19 protein-coding genes and 1 tRNA gene are annotated in these 22979 nt (G+C 71.5%); 7 read left to right on the top strand and 13 right to left on the bottom strand.

What is annotated here, in order from left to right; genetic code table 11:
• Nucleotides 1-174: 174 nt before the first annotated feature.
• Nucleotides 175-456 carry a chaplin gene (locus CHR28_RS22900; protein ID WP_094055555.1) on the bottom strand — a complete coding sequence of 94 codons (282 nt, stop codon included), beginning with the start codon at nt 454-456 and terminating at the stop codon, nt 175-177.
• Between the two features lie 120 nt (nt 457-576).
• Entirely contained in the window at nt 577-1536 is a 960-nt protein-coding gene (locus CHR28_RS22895; RefSeq protein WP_094055554.1) for a D-2-hydroxyacid dehydrogenase family protein, read from the bottom strand.
• A gap of 152 nt (nt 1537-1688) precedes the next feature.
• On the opposite strand from CHR28_RS22895, the gene CHR28_RS22890 reads away from it, so the two are divergent.
• Nucleotides 1689-2165 (top strand): hypothetical protein, encoded by a 477-nt coding sequence (locus CHR28_RS22890; RefSeq protein ID WP_094055553.1) that lies wholly within the window; start codon nt 1689-1691, stop codon nt 2163-2165.
• 101 nt (nt 2166-2266) lie between these two features.
• On the opposite strand, the gene CHR28_RS22885 is transcribed toward CHR28_RS22890, so the two are convergent.
• From CHR28_RS22885 to CHR28_RS22865, 5 genes are all read right to left on the bottom strand, one after another.
• On the bottom strand, nt 2267-2668 hold the full coding sequence (locus CHR28_RS22885) for a copper transporter family protein (protein WP_143655875.1): 402 nt from the start codon (nt 2666-2668) through the stop codon (nt 2267-2269).
• A gap of 369 nt (nt 2669-3037) precedes the next feature.
• Nucleotides 3038-4444 carry a Cys-Gln thioester bond-forming surface protein gene (locus CHR28_RS22880; RefSeq protein ID WP_094055551.1) on the bottom strand — a complete coding sequence of 469 codons (1407 nt, stop codon included), beginning with the start codon at nt 4442-4444 and terminating at the stop codon, nt 3038-3040.
• Nucleotides 4445-4719: 275 nt separating this feature from the next.
• Nucleotides 4720-5196, bottom strand: a complete 477-nt coding sequence (locus tag CHR28_RS22875; RefSeq protein ID WP_094055550.1) for a single-stranded DNA-binding protein — start codon at nt 5194-5196, stop codon at nt 4720-4722.
• 201 nt (nt 5197-5397) lie between these two features.
• Entirely contained in the window at nt 5398-7218 is a 1821-nt protein-coding gene (locus CHR28_RS22870; protein WP_094055549.1) for a YfjP family GTPase, read from the bottom strand.
• A gap of 3 nt (nt 7219-7221) precedes the next feature.
• Nucleotides 7222-8829, bottom strand: coding sequence for a dynamin family protein (locus CHR28_RS22865; RefSeq protein ID WP_094055548.1), 1608 nt, complete (start codon nt 8827-8829; stop codon nt 7222-7224).
• A gap of 321 nt (nt 8830-9150) precedes the next feature.
• Between CHR28_RS22865 and CHR28_RS22860 the strand changes: the two genes are divergently transcribed.
• Both CHR28_RS22860 and CHR28_RS22855 read left to right on the top strand, forming a co-directional pair.
• Nucleotides 9151-9223 (top strand) — tRNA-Arg (locus CHR28_RS22860).
• A gap of 323 nt (nt 9224-9546) precedes the next feature.
• Nucleotides 9547-9918 (top strand): hypothetical protein, encoded by a 372-nt coding sequence (locus CHR28_RS22855; RefSeq protein WP_143655873.1) that lies wholly within the window; start codon nt 9547-9549, stop codon nt 9916-9918.
• 69 nt (nt 9919-9987) lie between these two features.
• Here CHR28_RS22855 and CHR28_RS22850 read toward each other — a convergent pair whose 3' ends face one another.
• From CHR28_RS22850 to CHR28_RS22840, 3 genes are all read right to left on the bottom strand, one after another.
• Entirely contained in the window at nt 9988-13998 is a 4011-nt protein-coding gene (locus CHR28_RS22850) for an nSTAND1 domain-containing NTPase (RefSeq protein WP_094055546.1), read from the bottom strand.
• Between the two features lie 5 nt (nt 13999-14003).
• Nucleotides 14004-14354 (bottom strand): CU044_2847 family protein, encoded by a 351-nt coding sequence (locus tag CHR28_RS22845; RefSeq protein ID WP_094055545.1) that lies wholly within the window; start codon nt 14352-14354, stop codon nt 14004-14006.
• Between the two features lie 139 nt (nt 14355-14493).
• Entirely contained in the window at nt 14494-15174 is a 681-nt protein-coding gene (locus CHR28_RS22840) for a hypothetical protein (RefSeq protein ID WP_094055544.1), read from the bottom strand.
• 628 nt (nt 15175-15802) lie between these two features.
• Here CHR28_RS22840 and ettA point away from each other — a divergent pair.
• From ettA to CHR28_RS22825, 3 genes are read left to right on the top strand one after another with little or no spacing between them, the layout of a single operon-like run.
• Nucleotides 15803-17467, top strand: coding sequence for an energy-dependent translational throttle protein EttA (gene ettA / locus CHR28_RS22835; RefSeq protein WP_094055543.1), 1665 nt, complete (start codon nt 15803-15805; stop codon nt 17465-17467).
• Between the two features lie 2 nt (nt 17468-17469).
• A complete protein-coding gene (locus CHR28_RS22830; protein ID WP_094055542.1) occupies nt 17470-17904 on the top strand; it encodes an acyl-CoA thioesterase in 435 nt (144 codons plus the stop codon).
• Nucleotides 17901-18569: a hypothetical protein gene (locus CHR28_RS22825; protein WP_094055541.1), complete on the top strand. Its 669-nt coding sequence runs from the start codon at nt 17901-17903 to the stop codon at nt 18567-18569. The genes CHR28_RS22830 and CHR28_RS22825 overlap by 4 nt, the downstream gene beginning before the upstream one ends.
• A 28-nt stretch (nt 18570-18597) precedes the next feature.
• Here the strand turns inward: CHR28_RS22825 and CHR28_RS22820 are convergent, their stop codons facing one another.
• Nucleotides 18598-19011, bottom strand: coding sequence for a globin (locus tag CHR28_RS22820; protein ID WP_094055540.1), 414 nt, complete (start codon nt 19009-19011; stop codon nt 18598-18600).
• 71 nt (nt 19012-19082) lie between these two features.
• Here CHR28_RS22820 and CHR28_RS22815 point away from each other — a divergent pair, with 71 nt between their 5' ends.
• Complete coding sequence (locus CHR28_RS22815; protein ID WP_094055539.1) at nt 19083-20066, top strand: methyltransferase domain-containing protein; 984 nt, start codon at nt 19083-19085, stop codon at nt 20064-20066.
• 223 nt (nt 20067-20289) lie between these two features.
• Here the strand turns inward: CHR28_RS22815 and CHR28_RS22810 are convergent, their stop codons facing one another.
• Together CHR28_RS22810 and CHR28_RS22805 are read right to left on the bottom strand one after the other, a co-directional pair.
• A complete protein-coding gene (locus CHR28_RS22810) occupies nt 20290-21588 on the bottom strand; it encodes an FHA domain-containing protein (protein ID WP_094055538.1) in 1299 nt (432 codons plus the stop codon).
• A gap of 32 nt (nt 21589-21620) precedes the next feature.
• A complete protein-coding gene (locus CHR28_RS22805; protein WP_094055537.1) occupies nt 21621-22967 on the bottom strand; it encodes a vWA domain-containing protein in 1347 nt (448 codons plus the stop codon).
• Nucleotides 22968-22979: the final 12 nt, after the last annotated feature.

The following is a 22979-nucleotide window of genomic DNA, read 5'->3' as shown; positions in this document are numbered from 1 at the left end:
CCCTGCGGGTTCCCCGAGCCGGGGAGTCGGCCCGGCCCCTGCGGGTTCACTGCACCTGGGCGCCGGTCCGGCTCGCGCGGGTTCACCGCACCGGGTCGTCGGCCCGGAACATGCCGAGAGCCCCGGCGCGGAACGTGCCGGGGCTCTCCGTGTGTGAACGGGGGTGCGTAAGGCTCAGTGACCGTACCCGTAGCCGCCGTGGTGGCCCTTGTGGTCGTCCTTGTTCTCGCACTCGTTGCCGAATGCGGGGTTCAGCAGGCCGATGACGTTGACCGTGTTGCCGCACAGGTTGATCGGGATGTGGACCGGCACCTGCAGGACGTTGCCCGACAGGACGCCCGGCGACCCGACGGCCTTGGCCTGGGCGCCCGCGTCGGCCAGGGCCAGACCGGCCCCGCTGACCACCACGGCCCCCGTGCCCAGCGCGACACCGGCTGCCTTCGCGATGCGAGACATCACGTTCTCCTTCTGACTCGGTGAGCAGGCGGCAGGTGGAGCCGCCGTGCTTCCCGTTCAACGCGCCCGCTCACGCCGGGTCACGGCGATCATGGCCGGATCACCCGTCCTGAAGGCACGTCAGGGCAGCCGGCGCACCGGAGAGCCGTCCAGGAACGCCCGGATGTCCTCGACGGCATGGCCGTAGTAGGTCGCGTAGTTGGCCTGCGAGACGTAGCCCAGGTGCGGGGTGGCGAGCAGACGCGGAGCGGTGCGCACGGGGTGGTCGTCGGGCAGGGGTTCGATGTCGAAGACGTCGACGCCGGCGCCCGCGATCCGGCCGCTGCGCAGGGCGTCGAGGAGGGCGTCCTGGTCGACGATCGCCGCGCGGGATGTGTTGACCAGGTAGGCGGTCGGCTTGAGCAGGGCGAGTTCCGCGGGGCCGAGCAGGCCGCGGGTGCGGTCGCTCAGCGCGAGGTGGACCGAGACGAAGTCGCTGCCGGCGAGCAGTTCCTCCTTGGACGAGGCGAGTTCCACGCCCACCTCCTCGGCCCGCTCCCGGGTGAGGTTCTGGCTCCAGGCACTCACCCGCATGCCGAAGGCGAGACCCACCTGGGCGACCCGGCTGCCGATCTTCCCCAGGCCGAGGAGCCCGAGCCGGCGGCCGTGCAGGTCGGCGCCGACCGTGCTCTGCCAGGGGCCGCCCGAGCGCAGGGCGTTGTTCTCCTCGACGATGCCGCGGGCGAGGCCGAGCAGCAGCGCCCAGGTCAGTTCGACGGGCGGGGTGGAGGAGCTGGCCGTGCCGCACACCGTGACGCCGTGGGCCTCGGCGGCTGCGTAGTCGATGACGGAGTTGCGCATGCCGGAGGCGACGAGCAGTTTCAGCCGGGGCAGCCGGGCGATCAGCGAGCCGGGGAACGGCACGCGCTCGCGCAGCGTCACGACGATGTCGAAGTCGGCCAGGGCGGCGGCCAGGGCGTCCTCGCCGTCGAAGTGCCGGTCGAACGAGACGACCTCCACGTCGTCGGCGACGGCCGACCAGTCGGCGACCTCGGTCGCCACCTTCTGGAAGTCGTCAAGCACAGCACAGCGCAGCCGCACGGCATGCCCCTTTCATGAACCGTGGTCAGGACTCCCATGATCGCGCCTCACAGGCGGCAGGGGAAAGCCTCGGCCCGATGCCCGGCCTGGCACCGGCTCGACGTGCGGCTCGCGCCCTCGCCAAGAACGACCGCGGCTGCTGAACTTGTGGCATGCAGGCCGTGTTGGTTGCGCTCATCGCAGTCCTGGGCACGCTCGGCGGCTCCGTCGTCACAGGGCTGCTTCAACGCCGTCATGCCGATCGGGCTGCCGAGCTCGCCCGTCGTGATCGTCAGCAACAAGAGCAGCGAGCGGCCATCTGCGGCCTGGCGGAGGCGCTTGTGGAGCTGCGCCGTCGGCAGATCTGGCGGTGGTCCACCAGACGCGATTACGGGACCGAGAACGACACGTACCGAGAGGCCAAGGACGCCTGCTTCGAGGCTCGCACGACGAGCAGGGCCTGCCTGCTCAGGCTCAGGCTCGCAGGTGTCCCGGAACAAGTCGTACTCCTGGCTGGTGATGCCTTCGAGGCTTCCATCGTCATCGAGGAGGCAGCAAGCCATGCGGAGCTGACGGCGAGGGCGGAAGTGTCGATGGCGGCCATGGACGCCTTCGTGGCCGCCGCAGCCGGCCATTGCGCTGCCATGTAGTCGGCCGTCCCTCCTGGGGAGACGAACATCAAAGGGAACCGGCCCGGAACGGCGCCCGGGGCTGGAGGGCGGCGCCCGGGGCTGGAGGGCGGCGCCCGGGGTTAGAGGGCGCCGCGGGGGCCGTTGCCGCGGGGGTCGTTCTCCTCGTACCAGCGTTCCTCCTCGCGTCGGCCCTCCTCGCTCATGGAGTACTTGAACGTGCCGACGAGCACGGCCAGCGTGAAGCCGCCGAAGGCCAGCATCAGCAGGAACGACACGATCGCGCTGACGACGGTGGTGATGACGCCCCAGGAGACGTAGAGGAGCGCGGTGACCGTCACCAGTTTGGCGATGAAGTGCCAGGGCTGTGGGATCCGGCGGTAGGGCTGGGGCAGCCTGGCCAGGAAGGACAGGCAGGCCGCCAGCACCTTGTCGTCGACCGGGCCCGGCCGCGGCTGTGCCGGCCGGGGGCGGCCCTGTGCGCGCGGGCCGCCTGGTCGTCGGTTGCGTCGGCGGGATGTCATGGCCTGCCTTCCCGGGCGTGACGGACGTCGCCGCCTTCGCGGAGGCCCGGGACCGCACGCCCCCGGAGCGAGGGAACGGGAGAGCGATCGTAGGGAAGGCCTGGTCCGGCCATGACCCGATGACCGGTCCACCCCACCACTTGCCCGAAACCGACCGGGACGGAGCCCATCGGGGCGAACCCGTGGCGTCTGCCGGGCAACGGTGGCCGGGTCGGAGGGCCGCGGGTCGTGTGCGGAACGGACCCGTCCCGCGCACTCGGCGAGGCGGGATCGGGTACCGGTCCGCCGGGAACCACGGGCTCGGAAGCCGTGCCCCCGGGCCTACCGGTCCGCCAGGAACCACGGGCTCGGAAGCCGTGCCCCCCCGGGTCAGTCCCCGGCCGGTGTCTCCCTGCGCCGGAGCACGATCAGGGTCGCCCCGCCGATCAGCACCAGGCCGATGGCGATGCCACCGATCAGGGGCGTCAGGCCCGAGCCGCCGGTCTCGGCGAGGTTGGTGTCCGTGGTCGAGCCCAGCGCGGCCGGGCTCGGTTCGGTCAGGGTCCGGGTGCCGGTGTCCGGCTCGGCGCCCTGGGTCTGGCAGTCCAGCATGCCGGTGAAGCGCCGGGTGAGACCGCCGGGGCCGTGGACGGTGAAGTCGTAGGCCTGGTCCTCCTGGAGGGGGACCGTGATCGTCCTGGTCTCGCCGGGGGCGATCGTGTGCTCCAGGCCGACCAGGTCGAACGTGAACGGCTCGTCGCCCTTGTTCGCCGCGATGACGTCGACGCCGCCCTCGACGCAGTTCCTCGCCGCGGACAGGGCCGGGATCGCGCCCTCCTTCGCCCAGGTCGCCCCGGCCGTCGCCGAGACCGTCGACTCGCTGGAGCCGGCCAGGATCTGCGTCTGGCTGCGGCTCTCGGAGGCGAAGGCGCGGCCGACCGGCACGGTCGTCGAGGCCTGCACGGTCAGTTCCGCCGAACCGGCCGCCGCGTCCTCGGGCACCTCGAAGAACACCTGCCCGCCGTCGGACGCGGAGGTGACCTCCTTGCCGCGCCCGTCGACGATGCGCACCCCGGTCGTGGCGGCGTCCGCGGGCGGGGTGAGCGTCGCGCCGGCCGCGTTGGTGCGCACCGTCACCGGGCCGATCCGCTCACCCGGACGGCCGGAGACCGCCGGCGGGTCGAGGACCAGCGAGGCCTGCGGCTCGGGCAGCGCGCGGGCGCTCTTGTGCAGGTAGTCGGCGAGTTGCTCGGCCTGCGGGTCGAGCGCGTCGACGGCCACGTCGTCCGAGTAGCGCCAGATCGCCACCTGCGTGCCGGCCGCCGCGTCCTGCTCGGTCAGCGCGCCGCGGACCCCCGCCTTGCGGGCGAGCGCCGCGAGGTCGTTGACCTGCGGGTAGGAGTTCTGCAGGATCCAGCGGATCTTGCCGGCGTCCTTGTTGACGCCCAGGGACGTGCCGCTCCAGGGCGTCTCGTGGTACTTGGCGTCCCGCTGCGTGGGGTTGTGGAGGTCGACGCAGTACGTCTGCAGGGTGCCGCCGCCGTCGACGGACATCTCGAACAGGCCCGCCGACACCTGCTGCTCGCCGGTGGCGCCGTGTATGACGGCGGTGCCGTACGTCTTGAGCCCGGCTATCGTCGCGGTCGCTCCGCCCTGGCCCGGCGTCGTCTCGTCGGCGGCCGCCCGGCCGGCACCGGCCAGCGCGCCCGCGGCGGCGAGCCCGGTCACCAGCGTCGTGGCGGCGACGCGGGCCGCCCCTCGCCTGCGTGTGAACACCGCCGACAGCGAAGCAAACACCACATCTCCTTCGAGCAGGACCCGGGTCGTGGGGGGACGGTCCCACCTGCAGATTTCGGAAGCCTCTCTGGCCCCGAGAGCCTCAAGAGCCATTCCGGCATCCTAGGGAGGCGGCGGAGCCCGCCCGCCGGTCAGACGGTCCGATGAGTATTCCGACTCGGAATCGTTATCGCCGAGACCCCTTGTGAGCAGGGGTTATCGACAGTTCCGCGCCGGTCGTTCGGGGGCGCACCCGTAGAAAGGCCGCAGTTCGGGCAGGGGTGCGGTGATTGACGTCACGTCAAGACAGGTGCGTTGTCCGTCTGTTGCGGGGCTCCGGGCCGAGCTTCGTCCGAATCGCTCGGCGGGGACTCCCAGTTGGGCTCCGGCTGGGAGGGCGACGCCGTCGTCTCCTGCTTGCCTCCGCGCCGGAAGGCGGAGGTGCCCCACGCCAGGTCGTGGCCGATCGCGACCGCGTCGATGTCCGCCGAGGTCCAGCTCTGCCCCTCGCGCACATCGGTGCGCACCTTGAGCCTCCCCTGCACGATCACGGGCTCGCCGACCGTCAGCGACGCCGCCGTGTTCGTCGCGAGCTGGCGGTTGGCCCACACCGTGAAGAAGTTGGTGTGCCCGTCCGTCCACGAGTTCTTCTCGCGGTCCCAGTAGCGCGCGGTGACCGCCAGCCGGAACCTCGCCGACGGCCCGGACGCCATCTCCCGGTACACCGGCTGCGTCGCCACCCTGCCGACCGCGCACACCATCGTCTCGTTCATCGCGTACCCCTCCCTCGCCCGGACTCGGCGCCGGGCCGACACGCGTACGGGCCCGCCCCGTACGGCTGTGTCTGCCAGACTGCCGCCGCCGGGCCGGGCCCGCTGAGCGCTGTGGACCACCCTCAGCCTGTGGACAACTCCGTCACCGGCACGGGTGACGCCGAGCGGCCGAAGACGGAGCCAGGGGTGTCCACCAGGCCCTCAAGCCCCCACCACCCTCCCGTACTGCTCCCGTACCTCCTGGTATCGCAGCAGTTCCGCCGCCACCGGATCCAGCACCCGTGCACGGCCGCACCCGGCCGCCGCCTCGCGCAACCGCCGCTCCGCCTCCAGGCCGTAGCGCCGGCCCGGGCCACGGGCCGCCATCCGGCAGCTCCACTCGATGAGCGGACCGCCGACGATGCCGATCACCATCAGCAGCACCGGCACGCCCAGGTTCGGCGCCATGAACCCGATGATCTGCCCCAGCAGCCACAGCCCGCCGAGGAACTGCAGGATCGTCATGGACGCCTGGGACAGCACGGCCACCGGCCACCACCCCGGCCGCGGCGGACGCCCGGCCGGCACCCCCGCGCGCACGGACAGCTCGTCCAGCGCCTCCGGCAGCCCCTGCGCGCCGCGGGCGGCCGCCTCGCGCACCGCCTGGGCCCACGGCGCGGGCAGTCCGGCCGAGGCCCGGTCGGCCACGGTCCGCACCGCCTGTTCGACCCGCTGCCGCGCGGTGGCCTCCTCGTCGGCCTGTGCGCGGGCGGGGATCCGGCCGGTGGCGGGCTCGCCGCGGTCCTGGTACCAGCGCCACAGCCGCAGCCAGGGCGTGCCGCAGGCGCGGTTGGCGTTGCGCAGCCAGGCGCGTTCGGCCGCCTCGCCCGCCGCCGTGGCCCCGACCGCGTCCGCGAGCCGGTCGGCGAACTCCTCCCGGGCCTGTTCGCTGAGCCCGGTCCGCCGCCGGGTGGCGTAGACGGGCCGGAGCCGGGCCGCGGCGAGGTCGACGTCGGCCGAGACGCGCCGGGCCGGGGCGCCGCGCTCGGAGACGAACTGGCCGAGCGCCTCGCGCAGTTCGCCGACGCCGTCACCGGTGAGCGCGGAGAGCGCCAGGACCGTCGTACCCGGCTCGCCGTACTCGCCGAGGGCGATGCCGTCCTCGTCGAGGAGTCGCCGCAGGTCGTCGAGGACCTGCTCGGCCGCCTCCCCGGGCAGCCGGTCGATCTGGTTGAGGACCACGAACATGACCTCGGCGTGGGCCGCCATCGGCCGCAGATAGCGCTCGTGGAGGAGGGCGTCGGCGTACTTCTCCGGGTCGACGACCCAGATGACCGCGTCGACCAGCGCCAGGATGCGGTCGACGTGCTCGCGGTGCTGTACGGCCGCGGAGTCGTGGTCGGGCAGGTCGACCAGGACGAGTCCGCGCAGCGGAGAATCGCCGTCCCCGGAGGGCAGGGGCCGCCGCCGCAGCCGGGGCGGGATGCCGAGCCGTTCGATGAGGCTCGCGGCCCCGTCGCTCCAACTGCACGCGATCGGCGCTGCGGTGGTGGGACGGCGTACTCCGGTCTCCGAGATGGTCACCCCGGCGAGCGCGTTGAACAGCTGGGACTTGCCGCTGCCGGTGGCGCCCGCGATGGCGACGACGGTGTGCTGCCCGGAGAGCCTGCGCCGGGCGGACGCCTCGTCGAGGACCCGGCCGGCCTCGGACAGGGTGCGGCTGTCCAGCCGGGTGCGGGAGAGGCCCACGAGCTCGCGCAGGGCTTCGAGCCGGGTGCGCAGGGGCGCGTCGTAGACCAGCGGGGTCACCGTGGCCGGGGCGATGGAACGGCTGTCCAGGGCGGGCAGCGCGGGTGCGTCGGCGGGTTCCGTGACCCGGCGGGCGATGAGCCCGTCGTCCCAGGGCTCCGGGGAGTCGGTACGGGCCGCGCGCTCGCCCTGCGAGGCGCCCGGGGACGGACGGGCGCCGGAGCGTGCCCGGTTCGCGCCGTCGTCGGGCTGGTCGGCGTGCTCGGTGGAGTCCCGGTCCGTGATGGCGGTCACCGGTCACCTCTCCTTCTGCAGTACGGACAGCGCGGCGATGAGTTCGGCCTGCGGCTCGGGGTGGACGTCGAGGGCGTCGAGGGGGGCGAGCCGGCGCTCGCGTTCGGTGTGCAGGACCCGGTCGACGTGCTCGGTGAGCAGCCGTCCGGCCCGGTCGCGCAGCCGCAGCGCGCCGTGGGCGCCGATCCGTTCGGCGAGCCCCTCCCCGGCCATGCGGCCCCGGCGGCCGCCGAGCAGGGAGGTGGCGACCAGGGCGGCGACCAGCTCGGGATCGGGCGCGAGGGCGCGGTCCAGTTCACGCACCTCCTCCTCGGCGTGCTCCTCCAGCTCGCGCCGCCAGCGCCGGACGGCGAGCCCGATGCGGTGCTCGGCGCTGTCCGCGGCCGGTTCGCGTGCGGCGAGTTCCGGGGCGGCCGAGGCCGGTTCGCGCCGCCAGGCGTCGTCCACGCGCTCGTCGGCGGCCGTGACGGCGCACAGCAGCAGCGCGCTGAGGCTCTCGACAAGGGCGTCGAGGAGTTCGGCGGCCGTGCAGTCCAGGGGGAAGGCCCGCCACCGCTTGAGCGCGTCCCCGGCGAGCACGGCACCGGACTGCAACCGGCCCCGCACGCGCGCGTGCTCGCTGTCGTACGCGCCCTCGACGGCCGAGGTGAGGCGGAGTGCGGCGGCGTACTGGGCGGCGGCGGCACCGGCCAGCTCGGGCATCCGCGACTTCAGCGAGTCGAGGACGCCGTACGCCGTTCGGGCCAGGACGTGCTGCCGGGCGGCTGGGTCCTGGGCCTGGTGGATGAGCCAGTTGCGCAGCTGCGCGACGGCCGTGGCCGGCAACAGCCCGCCGCCCCAGGCGGACTCGGGCAGCTCGGGCACGGTGAAGCGCGGCACCTCGCCGAGCCCCGCCTTGGTGAGCAGGGCCCCGTACTGCCGCGACACCTCGTTGACCACCTGGTGGGGCACCCGGTCGAGCACGGTCACGAGGGTGACGTCGTACTCCTTGGCGGTGCGCAGCATGTGCCAGGGGACGGCGTCGGCGTAGCGGGCGGCCGTGGTGACCATCACCCAGATGTCGGCGGCGCAGATGAGTTCGGCGGCCAGGACGCGGTTGTCGGCGACCAGGGAGTCGATGTCGGGCGCGTCGAGCAGGGCGAGGCCGGGCGGGAGGGTCTCGGCGGTCTCGACGCGGAGCACGCGCGCGGGGTTCTCGCCGGGGAGCAGCAGGTCGTCCGTGGCGTCCTGCTGGGGCACCCACACGCGGGTGAGGTCGGGCAGCACTCGCATCCCGCTGAACCAGTGGTGGTCCTCCGGATGGCAGACCAGCACGGGGGTCCGGGTCGTCGGCCGCAGCACGCCCGCCTCGCTGACGCGGCGCCCCACGAGGGAGTTCACGAGGGTGGACTTCCCGGCGCCGGTGGAGCCGCCGACGACGGCCAGAATCGGCGCTTCGGGCTCCCGCAGCCGGGGCACCAAGTAGTCGTCGAGCTGCGCGAGCAGTTCGTCGCGGTTGGCACGCGCGCGTGGGGCCCCCGCCAGGGGCAGCGGGAAGCGTGCGGCGGCGACACGGTCGCGCAGGGCGGAGAGTGCGTCGAGCAGCTGAGGCCGTACGTCCAAGGTCACCACATGTGAAGAATGCCCAATTTTAGGGGAATTCTGAAGCATATGAGCATGTCTGCGCGCCGACAGGACGTAAGGGACGGAAGGGACGAGTGGGGCGCGGGCACAGTCCAGGCATAACGAGTGCACAACACCCGATGCGCCGGACGCCAAAAGCGATGCACGATTCGTACCTGCCTGCGATTATCAGGACCGCTTCACCGAACCTCCACATCGAGCCACGGAGGCGAAGCAACAGGGACCAGGACGCGGGAGCCCTATCCTTGTCCCCGGCAACGTCACGGATCGGCCCACACCCGGGCACCCAGACAGAGGCCACCACACCCGGCCCCCGTAGCTCAGTGGATAGAGCAGGCGCCTTCTAAGCGCTTGGCCGCAGGTTCGAGTCCTGCCGGGGGCGCAAGTCTCCGCCCTCCCTTTGGGGAGGGCTTTTTGCTGGTCAGGGTGGGTGCCGGTTGACCCGTTGACCCGTCGAGGTGTTCGCAGGCCGCGAGGTCAGCCGGTGGACGGCCACTCGGGGTGTCGCGCCACGCCCGGCGGTGTCGCAGGGGCGGCCGGTCGCACGGGTTCGGAACCGGTGCTGAGCAGCGAGGGCGCACCCAGACATGTGTCAGGACCCGCGGAGGCGGATCTTCACTACGCTCGCGCTCGATTTCGGCTGCAGAGCGGTCGCGGCGCCGACCCGCGACCAAACGGACCTGCGCCCTTCCCACAGAGGTGACGATGATGACTTCCAAGGTGCTCCGCCAGGCCGCCGCCGCGGCCTCCGCTGCCGCGGCCCTCCTCATGCTCGGGGCCGTCGAGACCCAGGCCGCCACGGCGGCCGGCTCCTACGGCTGCCCGGACGGCGCCTTCTGTATCTATCCGCAGAACGCGGGCTTCAACAACAACGTCCCGTCGCACGTGTACTGGGCCCAGGGCGTGCACCGGCTGTACGACCAGTACGGCACCCACATGATCTACAACAACCAGACCGATGGGTGGAAGGTCGACATCTGCGCCAACTCCAACGGCACCGACTGCTGGACGATCAACCAGGGCTACGCCAATGAGATCGACCTGGGACCGGTCAACTCGGTGGTGCTCCACCCGTAACGCGGGTGCCCGCGGTCCCGGAGGCCCCGAGGGGGCCCTCCGGGACCATGGCTGACCTTGTCTGTTCCGTCAGCGTTCCGAGCAGACGGATGCCCCTGAATCATCGGGGAGGTAGGCCGCGCGTTCCTCGGCGGTGAGGTCGCGGCCGAAGACTCGGCAGATCTGCTCGATGGCCCGGGCGGGTTCAGGGGAGGTGGCCACGTCCCACTGACGCGCGGTTCCGTCTGAGCCGGCGGTGATGAGTGTGCGGCCGTCGGGACTGAGCGCCAGGGCATTCATGATGGTGTTGCCGTTGAGCGTGGTGCGGGTCTTGCCGGTGGCCGCCTCCCAGACGCGGACGGTTCCGTCGTCGCCGGTGGTGGCGAGTGTGTGGCCGTCAGGGCTGAAGGCCACACCGCTCACCCCCGCCGTGTGCTCAGTCAGAGTGATTCTGGATTCTCCTGTGGTTGCGTCCCACAGCAGAACGGTCGCATCGCCACTGCCCGTGGCGAGTGTGCGGCCGTCGGGGCTGAAGGCCACTGCCCGGACTGCGGCGTTGTGACCGGAGAGTGTGATGCGGGTCTTGCCGGTTTCTGCGTTCCACAGTCGTGTGGTGGAGTCGTCGCTGACGGTGGCTACGGTGCGGCTGTCGGGGCTGAAGGCCACCGCATTCACCTCGTCTCCGTGCCCTTTGAGTATGGTGCGGGTCTTTCCCGTGGCCGGGTTCCACAGGCGAGTGGTGGTGTCTGCGCCGGTGGTGGCGAGTGTGCGGCCGTCGGGACTGAAGGCCACCCCCCAGACTTGTCCGTCATGTCCCTTCAAGGTTCTGAGGGTCTCGCCGGTCTCTGTGTTCCACAGGCGTGTGGTGGAGTCGTCGCTGACGGTGGCTACGGTGCGGCTGTCGGGGCTGAAGGCCACCGCATTCACCTCGTTTCCGTGCCCTTTGAGTGTGGTGCGGGTCTTTCCTGTCGCCGTGCTCCACAGGCGGACGGTCTTGTCCGCGCCGGCGGTGGCGACTGTGCGGCCGTCCTGACTGAAGGCCAGGGCGAGAATGGCGTTGGCATGCCCTTCGAGGAAGGCACGGGACGAACCGGTGGTCGGGTTCCACAGTGCTACGTAGCGGTCGGTCGCGGTGGCGAGGGTCTTGCTGTCCGGGCTGAAGGCCAGCAGAAGTGCTGAACCATCGAGAGTCTTGCGAATTTCGCCGGTGCTCGCGTCCCGCAGGCGCACGTCCCAGTCATCGGCGGTGGCGAGTGTGCGGCCGTCCGGGCTGAAGACCACGGATGTCACCGCCTGGTCGTGTCCTTCGAGCGTGCCGCGAGCTTCGGCGGTGACCGGATGCCACAGGCGAACCGTGTTGTCGGCACCACCGGTGGCGATGGTGTCGCCCTCCGGGTGAAAGGCCACCGACGTCACTGCCTGTGTGTGCCCTTTGAGTGTGCCGCGCGCTTCGCCGGTGTCCGCATCCCAGAGCCGTGCGATGGAGTCGGCACCACCAGTGGCGATCGTGTCGCCGTCCGGGGAGAAGGCCACCGACCTCACCTGGTCCGTGTGTCCGTTCAGCGTGGTGCGCGTCTTGCCGGTGTTCAGGTCCCATATGCGGACCGTCTTGTCGGCGCTCGCCGTGGCGAGTGTGCGGCGGTCGGGACTGAAGGCCACCGCATTGACCGCATCACTGTGTCCTTCGAGTGTGGTGCGGACTTTGTTGGTGGCGGTGTCCCAGAGACGCACGGTTCGGTCGGCGCCGGCGCTGGCGAAGGTGCGGCGGTCCGGGCTGTATGCCACTGAGCGCACCTCGTTGGTGTGCCCGGACAGGCGACGATGAACGGGCAAGGCCCCGGCATACCGCAGGCTCTCCATGGCCTCGGACGTGTGGCTGGTGCGGTACGCCTTCACCGCCAGCAGCGCGGCAAGTTCGGGGTTCGTGCCGCTGAGCTCGAGGGACTGGTCGGCAAGCTGCCGCGACATCGCCGCTTCCCGCTCCGCGGCCACCGTCTGCCACTGCCAGATCGCACCCCCCGCTGCCACGAGCGCGAGCACCAGCAGACCGCCGAGCACCGCGTTGAGCCGCCTGCTCCGCCGAATGGCGGCCCTCTGCCGCTCCTTGCTGGCGGTGAGGAACTCGGCGATGTCCGCCGGAAGCCGCCGCTGATGGGACCACTCGACTCCTTCCGCCAGCGCGCTCCCGCCGAGCAGGTCCCCGGGATCCTTCTGGGCGGCCCAGCGGACCTGCCGCTCGCGGGTGAGGTCGAGCCACTCCTGGAAGCGGTGGTCCTGGTCGACCCACTGACGCAGTGCTCCCCAGTCGCGGATCAGCGCCTCGTGGATCAACTCGGCCACCGGTTCCCCCGGAAGGGCGCCGGGGTGTTGCGGAGCCTGGAGTGTCTGCGTCGTGATGATGCGTCGACGGGCGAGCGCGGCGATGACGGAGTCGACGGCCGCCTGCTCCCCGGTGTCACCCGGGTCGGCCGCCAAGTCGCGCAGCTCGTCGAGGGGGACCTGGGTGCGTACGGCGTAGATGTTGTGGCGCGGGTCAGCGGGATGCACCAAAGAGGTCAGAGCCCGGCGGGCGATGACCTGTTGCTCGGCGGACAGTTCGTCCAGGGCGCTGTCGCACCACGTGGTGACGCTGCCACTGACCCCTCCGATACGCCGGTACGCCTCGTGAGTGAGATAGCCGTCCTGCCGCCGGTGCCATAGCTGGCTGAGCGTCATCTCCAGCAGAGGCAGTACCGTGACCGGCGCCTCGCGGGTGACGGTCGCTTCAGGTGTGATGTCCAGGACGTCGCCGATGATCCGTTCGGGCAGTCCCGGCTGGAAGCGCAGTCCCACGTCCAGCGCGGGCAGGACGACGATGTCGTTCAGATCCTGCTGGCTGAGGGTGCCCGGCACGTTGAGCAGGCCGGGCGTCGCGGCTTCCAGCAGTCTGGGCGCCAGTGCCGCCAGCTGCGGATAGAAGTCGTCGCGCATGATCAGGATCATGGTGATCTTCGTGTACGCGTCGGCGGCCGAGGTGACCTCGTCGACGACGGCGAGCAGGTCCCGCAGCCGGCCGTCGGTGTTCTGCACCAGGAGCTCTTCGAACTGGTCGATGACGAGCACGACGCGCTCGCAGGACGGCTCCGCCGCCAGTCTGCGGTTGACCGCCGCGACGATGCCGTCCTGGCTCGCCCCGGTCAGCCCGGCCCGCTCGATCGCGGCGAGCATGTCCTGGCGAGGCCGGGCGAGCACCGGCAGCCACTGGTCGCTGCCGGGCAGTTCCCCCGCCGCCAGGGCGCGCAGCACACCCGCCTGGATCAACGAGGACTTGCCCGACCCGGACGGCCCGAGCAGCAGTGTGAGCCGCCGTCGCTGGGCCAGGTTCGTCAGGACCTGCCGTACCGCCTCCGACCGGCCCTGGAACCACCGGGCATGCTCGGCGGTGAACGGCTCCAGGCCCCGGTACGGGCACACTTCGCGCTCCGCCAGCTCCGGCAGGATCTCCCGCAGTACACGGGTGGGGGTCGCGTAGGCGATGCCCAGCCCCCGTTCGTACGCGTCGGGTGCGGTGATCTCGGTGAGCATGCCGATGACCAGGCCGGTCACCTCGTCGAGGACGGGTCCGCCGCTGAACCCGGTGGTGAGGTCGTTGGCGTCGGTCAGTTGGAGATGTGTTCCCCGGCCGTCGACGGCGGGCAGTAGATCGCCGGTCACACCGAAGCCGAAGTGTCCTTCCGGTGGGGCCTGCGCGGGGAACCCGAACGAGCGCACGTTGTGGCCCCGGCAGCCTTCAGCGGCTCCCAGCGGCAGGATCCGCACCCCGTCCGGCGGGTCGCCGAGCCGGATGAAGGCCACGTCCTCGTCGTCGACGGAACGCCACCACTCGGCCGGGACCGTGCCCTCCAGCCGGTCGGCGTCCGCCACATGCGGGACCGAGAGCCGGACCGTGCTGCCGGGACCGCCCCCGGCCGCTTCGACGACATGCGCACAAGTGACCAGCACCCCTTCGGCCACCCTGAAGCCTGTCCCGGCCACCCTGCCGTCGGGCCCGAGGATCCGGGCGACGGCGGTCGGCAGGTCCGAGGCCATGCCGCTATGGGGCGCACTGTCCGTACTGGTCATGAGGATCAAGCCTCACTTGCATCCTGGGGCGGGTGACCCGAGCCGTCGCCCTTCCAGGCCACCGTCACGTTCAGGTGGCAGCCGGCCTGGCTCTTGGTGATCACGGCCCCGGCCTCGCACGCGAGGTCGACACCGAACTCGATGGTGATCTCGTCGGGGCGGGCCTTACGCAGCTGTGCGAGGGCTGCGCGGGCGGCCTGGGTGACCGGCTCCAGGGCATCGCCCAGGGCGACCGGAAGGTCCCGCACGGCGTCACCGACCCGGCCGGCCTTCACCGGCCCACCGTCCGGCAGCCCCGGTTGCTCCACCAGTACGGAACCCCCGCCGTCCAGTGGTATCCGAGTCAGAGGTGCCACAACGCCTCCTCCACGGCTGACGTGCTTGCGTCGGCGTGTGCGCTACGCCTTGTTCGGCACCGCCCGCAACGCCCCGTTTCGGTTCTTGGCCGCGCCGGAGCCGCGCCCGGCGAATCCGGCGCCGTGACCGTGGTGGGTTCTACGCATGGTGCAGTTCCGCCGCGGAGCGGCCGATGCGCACATGGCCTTCCGGCGGACGCAGAGCGCTGACCTCCGTCCAGTCCTTGGCGAAGCTGCCCGGGGGTATGACGGTGACGTCTTCGATGGTGTTGTGGTCGTCGATGGAGCAGACGACTCCGCGTCCTTTGGACTTGCCGTAGAAGAGGATGCGATCGCCGCTCACGGCGGTGATCTGCGTCCAGTCGTTGGCGAAGCTGCCCGGGGGTATGACGGTGACGTCTTCGATGGTGTTGTCGTCGTCGATGGAGCAGACGACTCCGCCGGCCCTGGTGGCGCTGTAGAACAGAATGCGATCGCCGCTCAGACCGGCGATCTCCGTCCAGTCCTTGGCGAAGCTGCCCGGTGGGATGACGGTGACGTCTTCGATGTTGTTGCCGTCGTCGATCGAGCAGACGACTCCGCGTCCTTTGGACTTGCCGTAGAAGAGGATGCGATCGCCGCTCAGCGCGGTGACCTCTGTCCAGTCGTTGGCGAAGCTGCCCGGGGGTATGACGGTGACGTCTTCGATGGTGTTGTCGTCGTCGACGGAGCAGACGACTCCGCCGCCCCTGGTCGCGCTGTAGAACAGAATGCGATCGCCGCTCAGACCCGTGAAGGCCGTCCAGTCCTTGGCGAAGCTGCCCGCGGGTATGACCGTCACGTCCCCCAGATGGTTTGTTTCGTCAATAGCGGCGACAACTCCGCGTCCTTTGGCCGCGCCGTAGAAGAGTATGCGATCCGACATTGTCGGTCCTCCGTTCCGCTTCTTTCAATAGTGATTCGACCCGGGCGTCGAATTCCTGATTCCGCCGCCCGAGATGCTGGTGCAATTCCTCTCACGACGTTACTCTCACCCCGCCTGACCTGCACTCTGTGCGTGGTGTAATCGACAGGATTCCGACTCGTATCCGAATCAATTGTTGAGGGGGAAATGAATATCCGGTCGACTTCAGGGCCAGTGGGGGCGGGGTAAAGCCCCGTACGGAACACCGGCGAGCGGTCTTTTGCCTTACGGTTCACCGCAGGGACCGTCGTCGTTCTCCCCGGGGGAGGTCCGCACGCGGGGCCCTCGTCGAGGCGTCGGGATCACCACTGGGCCGTCCCTGAGTCGTGCGACGCTGCCCGAGGTCGGGCGAAGGCGGCCGACGGCGGCGGCCGTCCGGCCGTCGGCATCCGGGAAACACCAGGTCACAGCCCCGGGCCCAGACGCGTTTCCGCCCAGGGGTAGCGGTACGGCAAGATGGGGTGTATCTGCCCACTGCCAGTTTCAAGCTGCCGGACGGTTTCTCTTGGCTGAGTTCATTTACACCATGCGCAAGGCGCGCAAAGCGCACGGCGACAAGGTGATCCTCGACGACGTGACGACGAGCTTCCTGCCGGGGGCGAAGATCGGCGTCGTCGGCCCGAACGGCGCCGGCAAGTCGACGATCCTGAAGATCATGGCCGGCATCGAGCAGCCGTCCAACGGTGACGCCTTCCTCACGCCCGGTTACACGGTCGGCATCCTGCTGCAGGAGCCGCCGCTGAACGAGGAGAAGACCGTCCTGGAGAACGTCCAGGAGGGTGTCGCCGAGATCAAGGGCAAGCTCGACCGGTTCAACGAGATCGCCGAGCAGATGGCGACCGACTACTCCGACGAGCTCATGGACGAGATGGGCAAGCTCCAGGAGCAGCTCGACCACGCCAACGCCTGGGACCTCGACGCCCAGCTGGAGCAGGCCATGGACGCTCTGGGCTGCCCGCCCGGCGACTGGGCCGTCACCAACCTCTCCGGTGGTGAGCGCCGCCGCGTCGCGCTGTGCAAGCTGCTGCTGGAGCAGCCCGACCTGCTGCTGCTCGACGAGCCCACCAACCACCTCGACGCCGAGTCGGTGAACTGGCTGGAGCAGCACCTGGCCAAGTACCCGGGCACCGTCGTCGCGGTCACCCACGACCGGTACTTCCTCGACAACGTCGCCCAGTGGATCTGCGAGGTCGACCGCGGTCGCCTCTACCCCTACGAGGGCAACTACTCCAAGTACCTGGAGACCAAGGCCGCCCGCCTCAAGGTCGAGGGGCAGAAGGACGCCAAGCGGCAGAAGCGGCTCAAGGAAGAGCTGGAGTGGGTGCGGTCCAACGCCAAGGGGCGGCAGGCCAAGTCCAAGGCGCGTCTGGCCCGCTACGAGGAGATGGCGGCCGAGGCCGACAAGATGCGGAAGCTGGACTTCGAGGAGATCCAGATCCCGCCGGGCCCCCGCCTGGGCAACGTCGTCGTCGAGGTCAACAACCTCACCAAGGGCTTCGGCGACAAGCTGCTCATCGACGACCTCTCGTTCACGCTCCCGCGCAACGGGATCGTCGGCATCATCGGCCCGAACGGCGCCGGCAAGACCACGCTGTTCAAGATGATCCAGGGCATCGAGGAGCCCGACTCCGGCTCGATCAAGGTCGGCGAGACCGTCAAGATCTCGTACGTGGACCAGAGCCGCGAGAACATCGACCCCAAGAAGACCCTGTGGGCCGTCGTCTCCGACGAGCTGGACTACATCAACGTGGGACAGGTCGAGATGCCCTCCCGCGCGTACGTGTCCGCCTTCGGGTTCAAGGGGCCGGACCAGCAGAAGCCGGCCGGCGTGCTCTCCGGCGGTGAGCGCAACCGCCTGAACCTCGCGCTCACCCTCAAGCAGGGCGGCAACCTGCTGCTCCTCGACGAGCCGACCAACGACCTCGACGTCGAGACCCTCTCCAGCCTGGAGAACGCGCTGCTGGAGTTCCCCGGCTGCGCCGTGGTCGTCTCCCACGACCGGTGGTTCCTGGACCGCATCGCCACGCACATCCTCGCCTACGAGGGCGAGTCCAAGTGGTTCTGGTTCGAGGGCAACTTCGAGTCCTACGAGAAGAACAAGGTCGAGCGGCTCGGCCCGGACGCCTCCCGTCCGCACCGCGCCACCTACAAGAAGCTGACCCGGGGCTGATCTTGCGGCACATCTACCGCTGCCCGCTGCGCTGGGCGGACATGGACGCGTACGGCCACGTCAACAACGTGGTGTTCCTCCGCTACCTGGAGGAGGCCCGTATCGACTTCCTGTTCCGCCCGGAGAAGGACTTCAAGCAGGGGTCCGTGGTGGCTCGCCATGAGATCGACTACAAGCGGCAGCTCGTCCACCGGCACCACCCGGTGGACATCGAGCTGTGGGTCACGGAGATCAGGGCGGCGTCCTTCACCCTCACCTACGTGGTGAAGGACGACGACCAGGTCTATGTGCAGGCCTCGACGGTCATCGTGCCGTTCGACTTCGAGGCGCAGCGCCCGCGCCGGCTCACCGCGGAGGAGCGGGAGTTCCTGCGCGAGTACATGGACGACGTGGACGACGACGTGGAGGGCGACGAGGAGGGGGCCGTCGCCGCATGACGGTGCTCCACCTCGCCGACGAGGGGGAGGCGGCGGATCTCGCGGCCTTCCTCTCCCGGCTGCTCCACTACGACCGCGGGGCCGCGGTGCGCCTGCAGGCCGCGGGCACCGCGCTCGCCGTCTTCGGGCGGCCGCCCTCCTTCGAGGTGCTGGCCGTCCGCGCGGTACGGCTGGCGAAGCCGTACGAGAACGGGCTCGACGTCACGCTCGACGTGACCGTGTCGGCCGGTGAGCTGCTGGAGTCGGTGGACGAGAAGGGCGCCACGGCCGTCGTGCCGGGCGCGGTGACCGGGCCGCCCTGGGCCGGTGTGCTGCCGCCGCGCGGCGGCTGGCGCCCCGAGCCGGGGCTGCCCGCGCCGGACGCGCTGCGGGCCCTGGTGGCCGCCGTGGTCGCCGAGTTCCGCTCCCGCACGCAGGAGTTGCCCGCGGAGCGGCGCACCCGCGCCGAGCTGGACCGGATCGGCCGGGACATCTGGTCCCGCACGGTCGGCGAGACCCGGCTGCCCGTCCGGGCCGTGCACGCGGCGCAGTCGCTCGGTTTCCTGCGGCCCGGTCAGCCGCCCGCCCTGCTCTCCTCGGGCGCCTGGCTCCGGCTGCGCACGCCCTACGGGTCGATAGCCGTACGCCGGGCCGGCCTCGGGGCGCTGGACGTCAGCGTCCGCTGACCGGCTCCCGCCGCGGGTGCCGGTCCGGTCAGCCCGGGGTGTTCACCATCGACGCCGCCGCGTACGTCAGGTAGTTCCACAGCGTGTGCTCGTGCTCCTCGGACAGGCCGAGCTCCTCCACGGCGACGCGCATGTGCTTCAGCCAGGCGTCGTGCGCCGCGCGGTCGACCGTGAAGGGGGCGTGCCGCATCCGCAGGCGGGGGTGGCCGCGGTTCTCGCTGTACGTCGTGGGGCCGCCCCAGTACTGGATGAGGAAGAGCGTGAGGCGCTCCTCGGCCGGGCCCAGGTCCTCCTCGGGGTACATGGGCCGCAGCAGCGGGTCCTCGGCGACTCCCTCGTAGAAACGGTGGACGAGCCGACGGAAGGTCTCCTCCCCGCCGACCTGCTCGTAGAAGGTCTGCTCCTGAAGCGTGCCGCGCCGAATCTCTTTCACGCCGTCCATGGTCTCAGACGCGCCGGCATAGGACTCCAGACCTAGGACCCGCCCGAAGATCCCCGCCTTACTGTGGAGACATGGGCGGCCACGCATCCGGCAGGGAACTGGACACACTCGCCGCCGCCGCGCGGGCGGCGCTGGTGCGGCGGATCGAGGCGAGCGGAGCCTGGGCCGCCGACCCGGTGTGGCGGGAGGCGTTCGCGGCGGTGCCACGGCATCTGTTCGTGCCGTACTACTACGTCGGCGTCACCGGGGGCTTCGAACGCCGCTGGGGGGAGAGCCCGGAGCGCGGGGCCCGCGAGCGGTGGCTGCGCGGCGCCTACGAGGACACTCCGCTGGCGACCCGGCTGCGGGACGGTGAGCTGCTGTCGTCCAGCAGCCAGCCGTCGTTGATGGCGGACATGCTGGTCGCGCTGGACGTGCGGGACGGGCACCGTGTCCTGGAGATCGGCGCCGGGACCGGGTACAACGCCGCGCTGCTCGCGCACCGGCTGGGCGACGACCGGGTCACCACGGTCGACCTCGACCCGGAGATCACCGAGTCGGCCCGCCGGCATCTGGCCGCGGCCGGGTACCACCCGGTCGTCGTCACCGGTGACGGGGCCCGGGGCGTGCCCGAGCGGGCGCCCTTCGACCGGATCATCGCCACCTGCGCCCTCAGCACCGTGCCGCGGGCCTGGCTCGCGCAGAGCCGTCCCGGCGGCCGGGTCCTCATGCCGCTGGCCACCGGCCTGATCGTGCTCACGGTCGGCGGCGACGGGAACGCCGAGGGGCGCTTCCTGCACACGCCCGCCTACTTCGTGCCGCTGCGCGGCGCGAGCCGGCCCGGGGGCGAACCGCTCCAGCTGGGCGGGGTGCCGCACCGGGCCAGGGAGGACGACCTGTTCCGCTTCCTGCTGGCCCTGACCCGCGGCACGCTCGACCCGCAGGAGGCGCACGCGCTGTGGGAGCAGGAGGGCAGGCCGCAGCGCGAGCGCTACGGCATCACGGTCAGCGGGGACCGGGAATGGGCCTGGCTGGACGACCCGGAGGGCCCCTACGCCTGGCCCCTCCCGTCCTGACGGCACGCCCCGGGGCCCGACTTGACGCCCGGCCGCCTGCCGATGCCCGGCCCCGCGCCCGGCTGAACCCCCTGGGCCCGCGCACCGCTTGCCGGCGCGCCCGACTCGATGCCTGACCCGGCGCCTGGCCTGATACCCGGATGAAGCTCCGGCCCCGCGCACGGCTTGCCGGCCGGCCCGGGGCTCGGCCACCCGCCCGGCCCCATGAGCCGGCCGGGCGGGGTCAGCCGCGGCGGATGGTGATTGTCGTCCAGGCGCCGACGTGTACGCGGTCGCCGTCCTGCAGGGGTACCGGGACGAACGGCTGGATCGGCTCCTCGGAGCCGTTGACCGTCGTGCCGTTCGTCGAGTTCTGGTCGACGACCGCCCAGCTGCCGTCCGGCTGCTGCACCAGCACCGCGTGCTGGTGCGAGACGCCCGGGTCCTCCGGCGGCGTCGACAGGTCGATGTCGGGGGTGTCGCCGGTGGAGTGCCGGCGGCGGCCGATCGTGATCTGGTTGCCGGTGAGCGTGCGCTGCTGCTCGGGCGAGTACGCGGGCAGGTTCAGACCCGCGGCCTCGGGGCCGGAGCGCTGCATCATCGCCATGAAGTACTCGCGGTCCGGGCCGATCGTCGCGGTCCAGGCCGCCGGGCCCTGGGGCTGCTGCGGGAAGCCGCCGGGTCCGGGCGGGGCCTGGGTCGCGCCCGGCTGCGGGTAGCCGTAGCCGCCGCCCTGACCGGGGCCGCCCGGGCCGCCGGACGGCGGGGAGATCACCCAGTCGTCCTCACCGCCGCCGAAGGACGGACCGCCCTGCTGCGGCGGCCGCCGGGTCTCCTGCGGGAAACCGGGCGGGGCCGGCGGGCCGGACTGGTGGTAGGCCTGCGGGGCTCCGGGGCCACCGGGACCGCCGTGGCCACCCGGGCCGGGCGGCGGCGGGACCGGACGGGACGGGTCGGGACCGAATCCGGGCGGGCCGGAGGGGCCGCCGGGACCACCGGGGCCGGGGTGGCCGCCGGGTCCGGGAGGACCGCCGGGGCCGCCCTGGCCGGGCCGGCCGGACGGGTCGCCGAAGGGCGGGATCGGCTCGGCCGGCCGGTTCATCTGCGAGGGCCGGGAGCTCTGGTAGTCGAACCCGTCACCGCCGCCGTACGACGGACCGCCCGGGCCGGGCCGGCCCGGCGGCTGGAAGCGCATGCCCGGGCCGCCGGGCGCCGGCGGGGGCGGGGCCGCCGGGGTGTACGAGGTCGCCGTGTTCGTCAGGAAGTTCCACCGGCACTCCTCGCAGAACGGCGCGCCGCCCTCACGGGGCGTGCGGCACTGCGGGCAGAGCTCCGGCTCGGCGTTCGGCACGGCGGACAGGTGCGGCGGGCGGCCGCCGGGGTGGCCACCCGGGCCGCCGGGACCGGCGGGGGGCGGGAAGCCGTAGCCGCCGCCGGGCGGGGGCGGCGGGGGAGGCGGAGGCACGGCACCCGCCATGCGGTGACCGCAGACCTCGCACCAGTCGTCGGAACCCGACTGGTGTCCGTTCGGGCAGGTCGGCATGTCGGCGCGTCCCTCCTTCGATCTCTTCTAGGTCACTTCTTCACGCGAACGGTCTTGGTGGACCGGGTTTCGAGCGTCATCTCGTCCGCCTCCTCGACCTTCGCCTTCAGTCGCACAGTACCGGTCGCGGCATCGACCACGTCCACCACCTTCGCAAGCAGTTTCGCAGTATCGGCGTTCCCCGAGGCACTCGCGAGCTGAACGGCCCGGCCCAGTTTGGCCGTTGCTCCGTCGATATCTCCCGACTTGCGCAGATCCAGCCCTTGTTGGATGACCTGTGCCAGTTCGGCCTGCCCGGTGTAGTGGGCCACCTGCGGGTTGATCGACGTCGAGGCGACCATGTCGTCGGTCCACACGGCCCGCACCAGGCCCTGCGCGCCGAGGTTCTGGACGCTGCCGTCGGGCTGCGGAACGACCAGCGAGATCCGGGCCGCCAGCATCTCCTGGCCGAGGTTCGCGGGCGGCACCTCCACGCAGACGTGGTAGTCACGGGACTCGTCCCCCCAGGAACCCAGGGGGTAGTCGCCCGCGCGCGGGCCCGCCTCGGTGCGGCGGCCGGTCAGCTCCTCGACGGTGGGGGCGACCTGCTTGACGAACCTCACAGTCGTGCCGACCGGGGTCCACAGCCGCAGGGAGACGTCCGCGACCTCCTTGCCCATCGCCGTCTCCATCATCCGCGTGAAGTCGGCGGCGAGCCCGGCCGGATCGGCGACGATGTCGGCCGTGCCGAGCAGGGCGGAGGCGATCGCTGTGACTTCTTTCACTTCCCAGTCGGTGCCCACGCCGCGCGCGTCACAGGTGAAACGCCCGGCGCACGCGTCGAGCGCTGCCTTCAGGTCCTCGGGCGACTCGTGCTCGTTGCGGCCGTCGGTGAGCAGGATGCCGTGCCGGATGGCGACGTCCGCCGAGGACAGCAGCCGGTCGGCCAGGCGCAGCCAGGTGCCGATCGCCGTACCGCCGCCCGCGCTCAGCGAGCGCAGCGCCTGCTTGGCCTGGGCCCGGGTGGTGGCGTCGGCGACCGCGACCCGGCCGCCGCCCGGGTAGACCTCCTTGGCCACGTGCGTCCCGCCGATCACGGCGAAGTGCACGCCGTCGCGCAGGGTGTCGATCGCGGCGGACGTGGCGTCCCGGGCGTTGCGCATCTTGGTCGGCGGGTAGTCCATCGACCCCGAGCAGTCGACCATGATCGCCACGGCGGCGGACGGGCCCTGCCCGGGTGCGTAGAGCTGGGGCGCCGCGACCGCGCTGCCGATCGTGCCGCCGCCGGTCGCCGTCACCGTGACGATGGCGTTGACCTCGCCGGACCCCTCCGGCAGGTACTCGTTCTGGTACACGTCCACCGAGAACCGGGGCACGTTCGACTTCGAGAAATTGGCCATGCCTGCTTCGAT

Origin of the sequence: Streptomyces sp. XY006, assembly GCF_002237655.1 — a bacterium.
Taxonomy (GTDB): domain Bacteria; phylum Actinomycetota; class Actinomycetes; order Streptomycetales; family Streptomycetaceae; genus Streptomyces; species Streptomyces levis.
This window is presented reverse-complemented; position numbering and strand designations above follow the sequence as displayed.

Excerpts from the sequence above, each read along its gene's own strand:
- CHR28_RS22900 (WP_094055555.1), bottom strand. The coding sequence starts at position 456 with ATGTCTCGCATCGCGAAGGCAGCCGGTGTCGCGCTGGGCACGGGGGCC.
- CHR28_RS22890 (WP_094055553.1), top strand. The coding sequence starts at position 1,689 with ATGCAGGCCGTGTTGGTTGCGCTCATCGCAGTCCTGGGCACGCTCGGC.
- CHR28_RS22885 (WP_143655875.1), bottom strand. The coding sequence starts at position 2,668 with ATGACATCCCGCCGACGCAACCGACGACCAGGCGGCCCGCGCGCACAG.
- CHR28_RS22875 (WP_094055550.1), bottom strand. The coding sequence starts at position 5,196 with ATGAACGAGACGATGGTGTGCGCGGTCGGCAGGGTGGCGACGCAGCCG.
- CHR28_RS22855 (WP_143655873.1), top strand. The coding sequence starts at position 9,547 with ATGATGACTTCCAAGGTGCTCCGCCAGGCCGCCGCCGCGGCCTCCGCT.
- CHR28_RS22850 (WP_094055546.1), bottom strand. The coding sequence starts at position 13,998 with ATGACCAGTACGGACAGTGCGCCCCATAGCGGCATGGCCTCGGACCTG.
- CHR28_RS22825 (WP_094055541.1), top strand. The coding sequence starts at position 17,901 with ATGACGGTGCTCCACCTCGCCGACGAGGGGGAGGCGGCGGATCTCGCG.
- CHR28_RS22820 (WP_094055540.1), bottom strand. The coding sequence starts at position 19,011 with ATGGACGGCGTGAAAGAGATTCGGCGCGGCACGCTTCAGGAGCAGACC.
- CHR28_RS22815 (WP_094055539.1), top strand. The coding sequence starts at position 19,083 with ATGGGCGGCCACGCATCCGGCAGGGAACTGGACACACTCGCCGCCGCC.
- CHR28_RS22810 (WP_094055538.1), bottom strand. The coding sequence starts at position 21,588 with ATGCCGACCTGCCCGAACGGACACCAGTCGGGTTCCGACGACTGGTGC.
- CHR28_RS22805 (WP_094055537.1), bottom strand. The coding sequence starts at position 22,967 with ATGGCCAATTTCTCGAAGTCGAACGTGCCCCGGTTCTCGGTGGACGTG.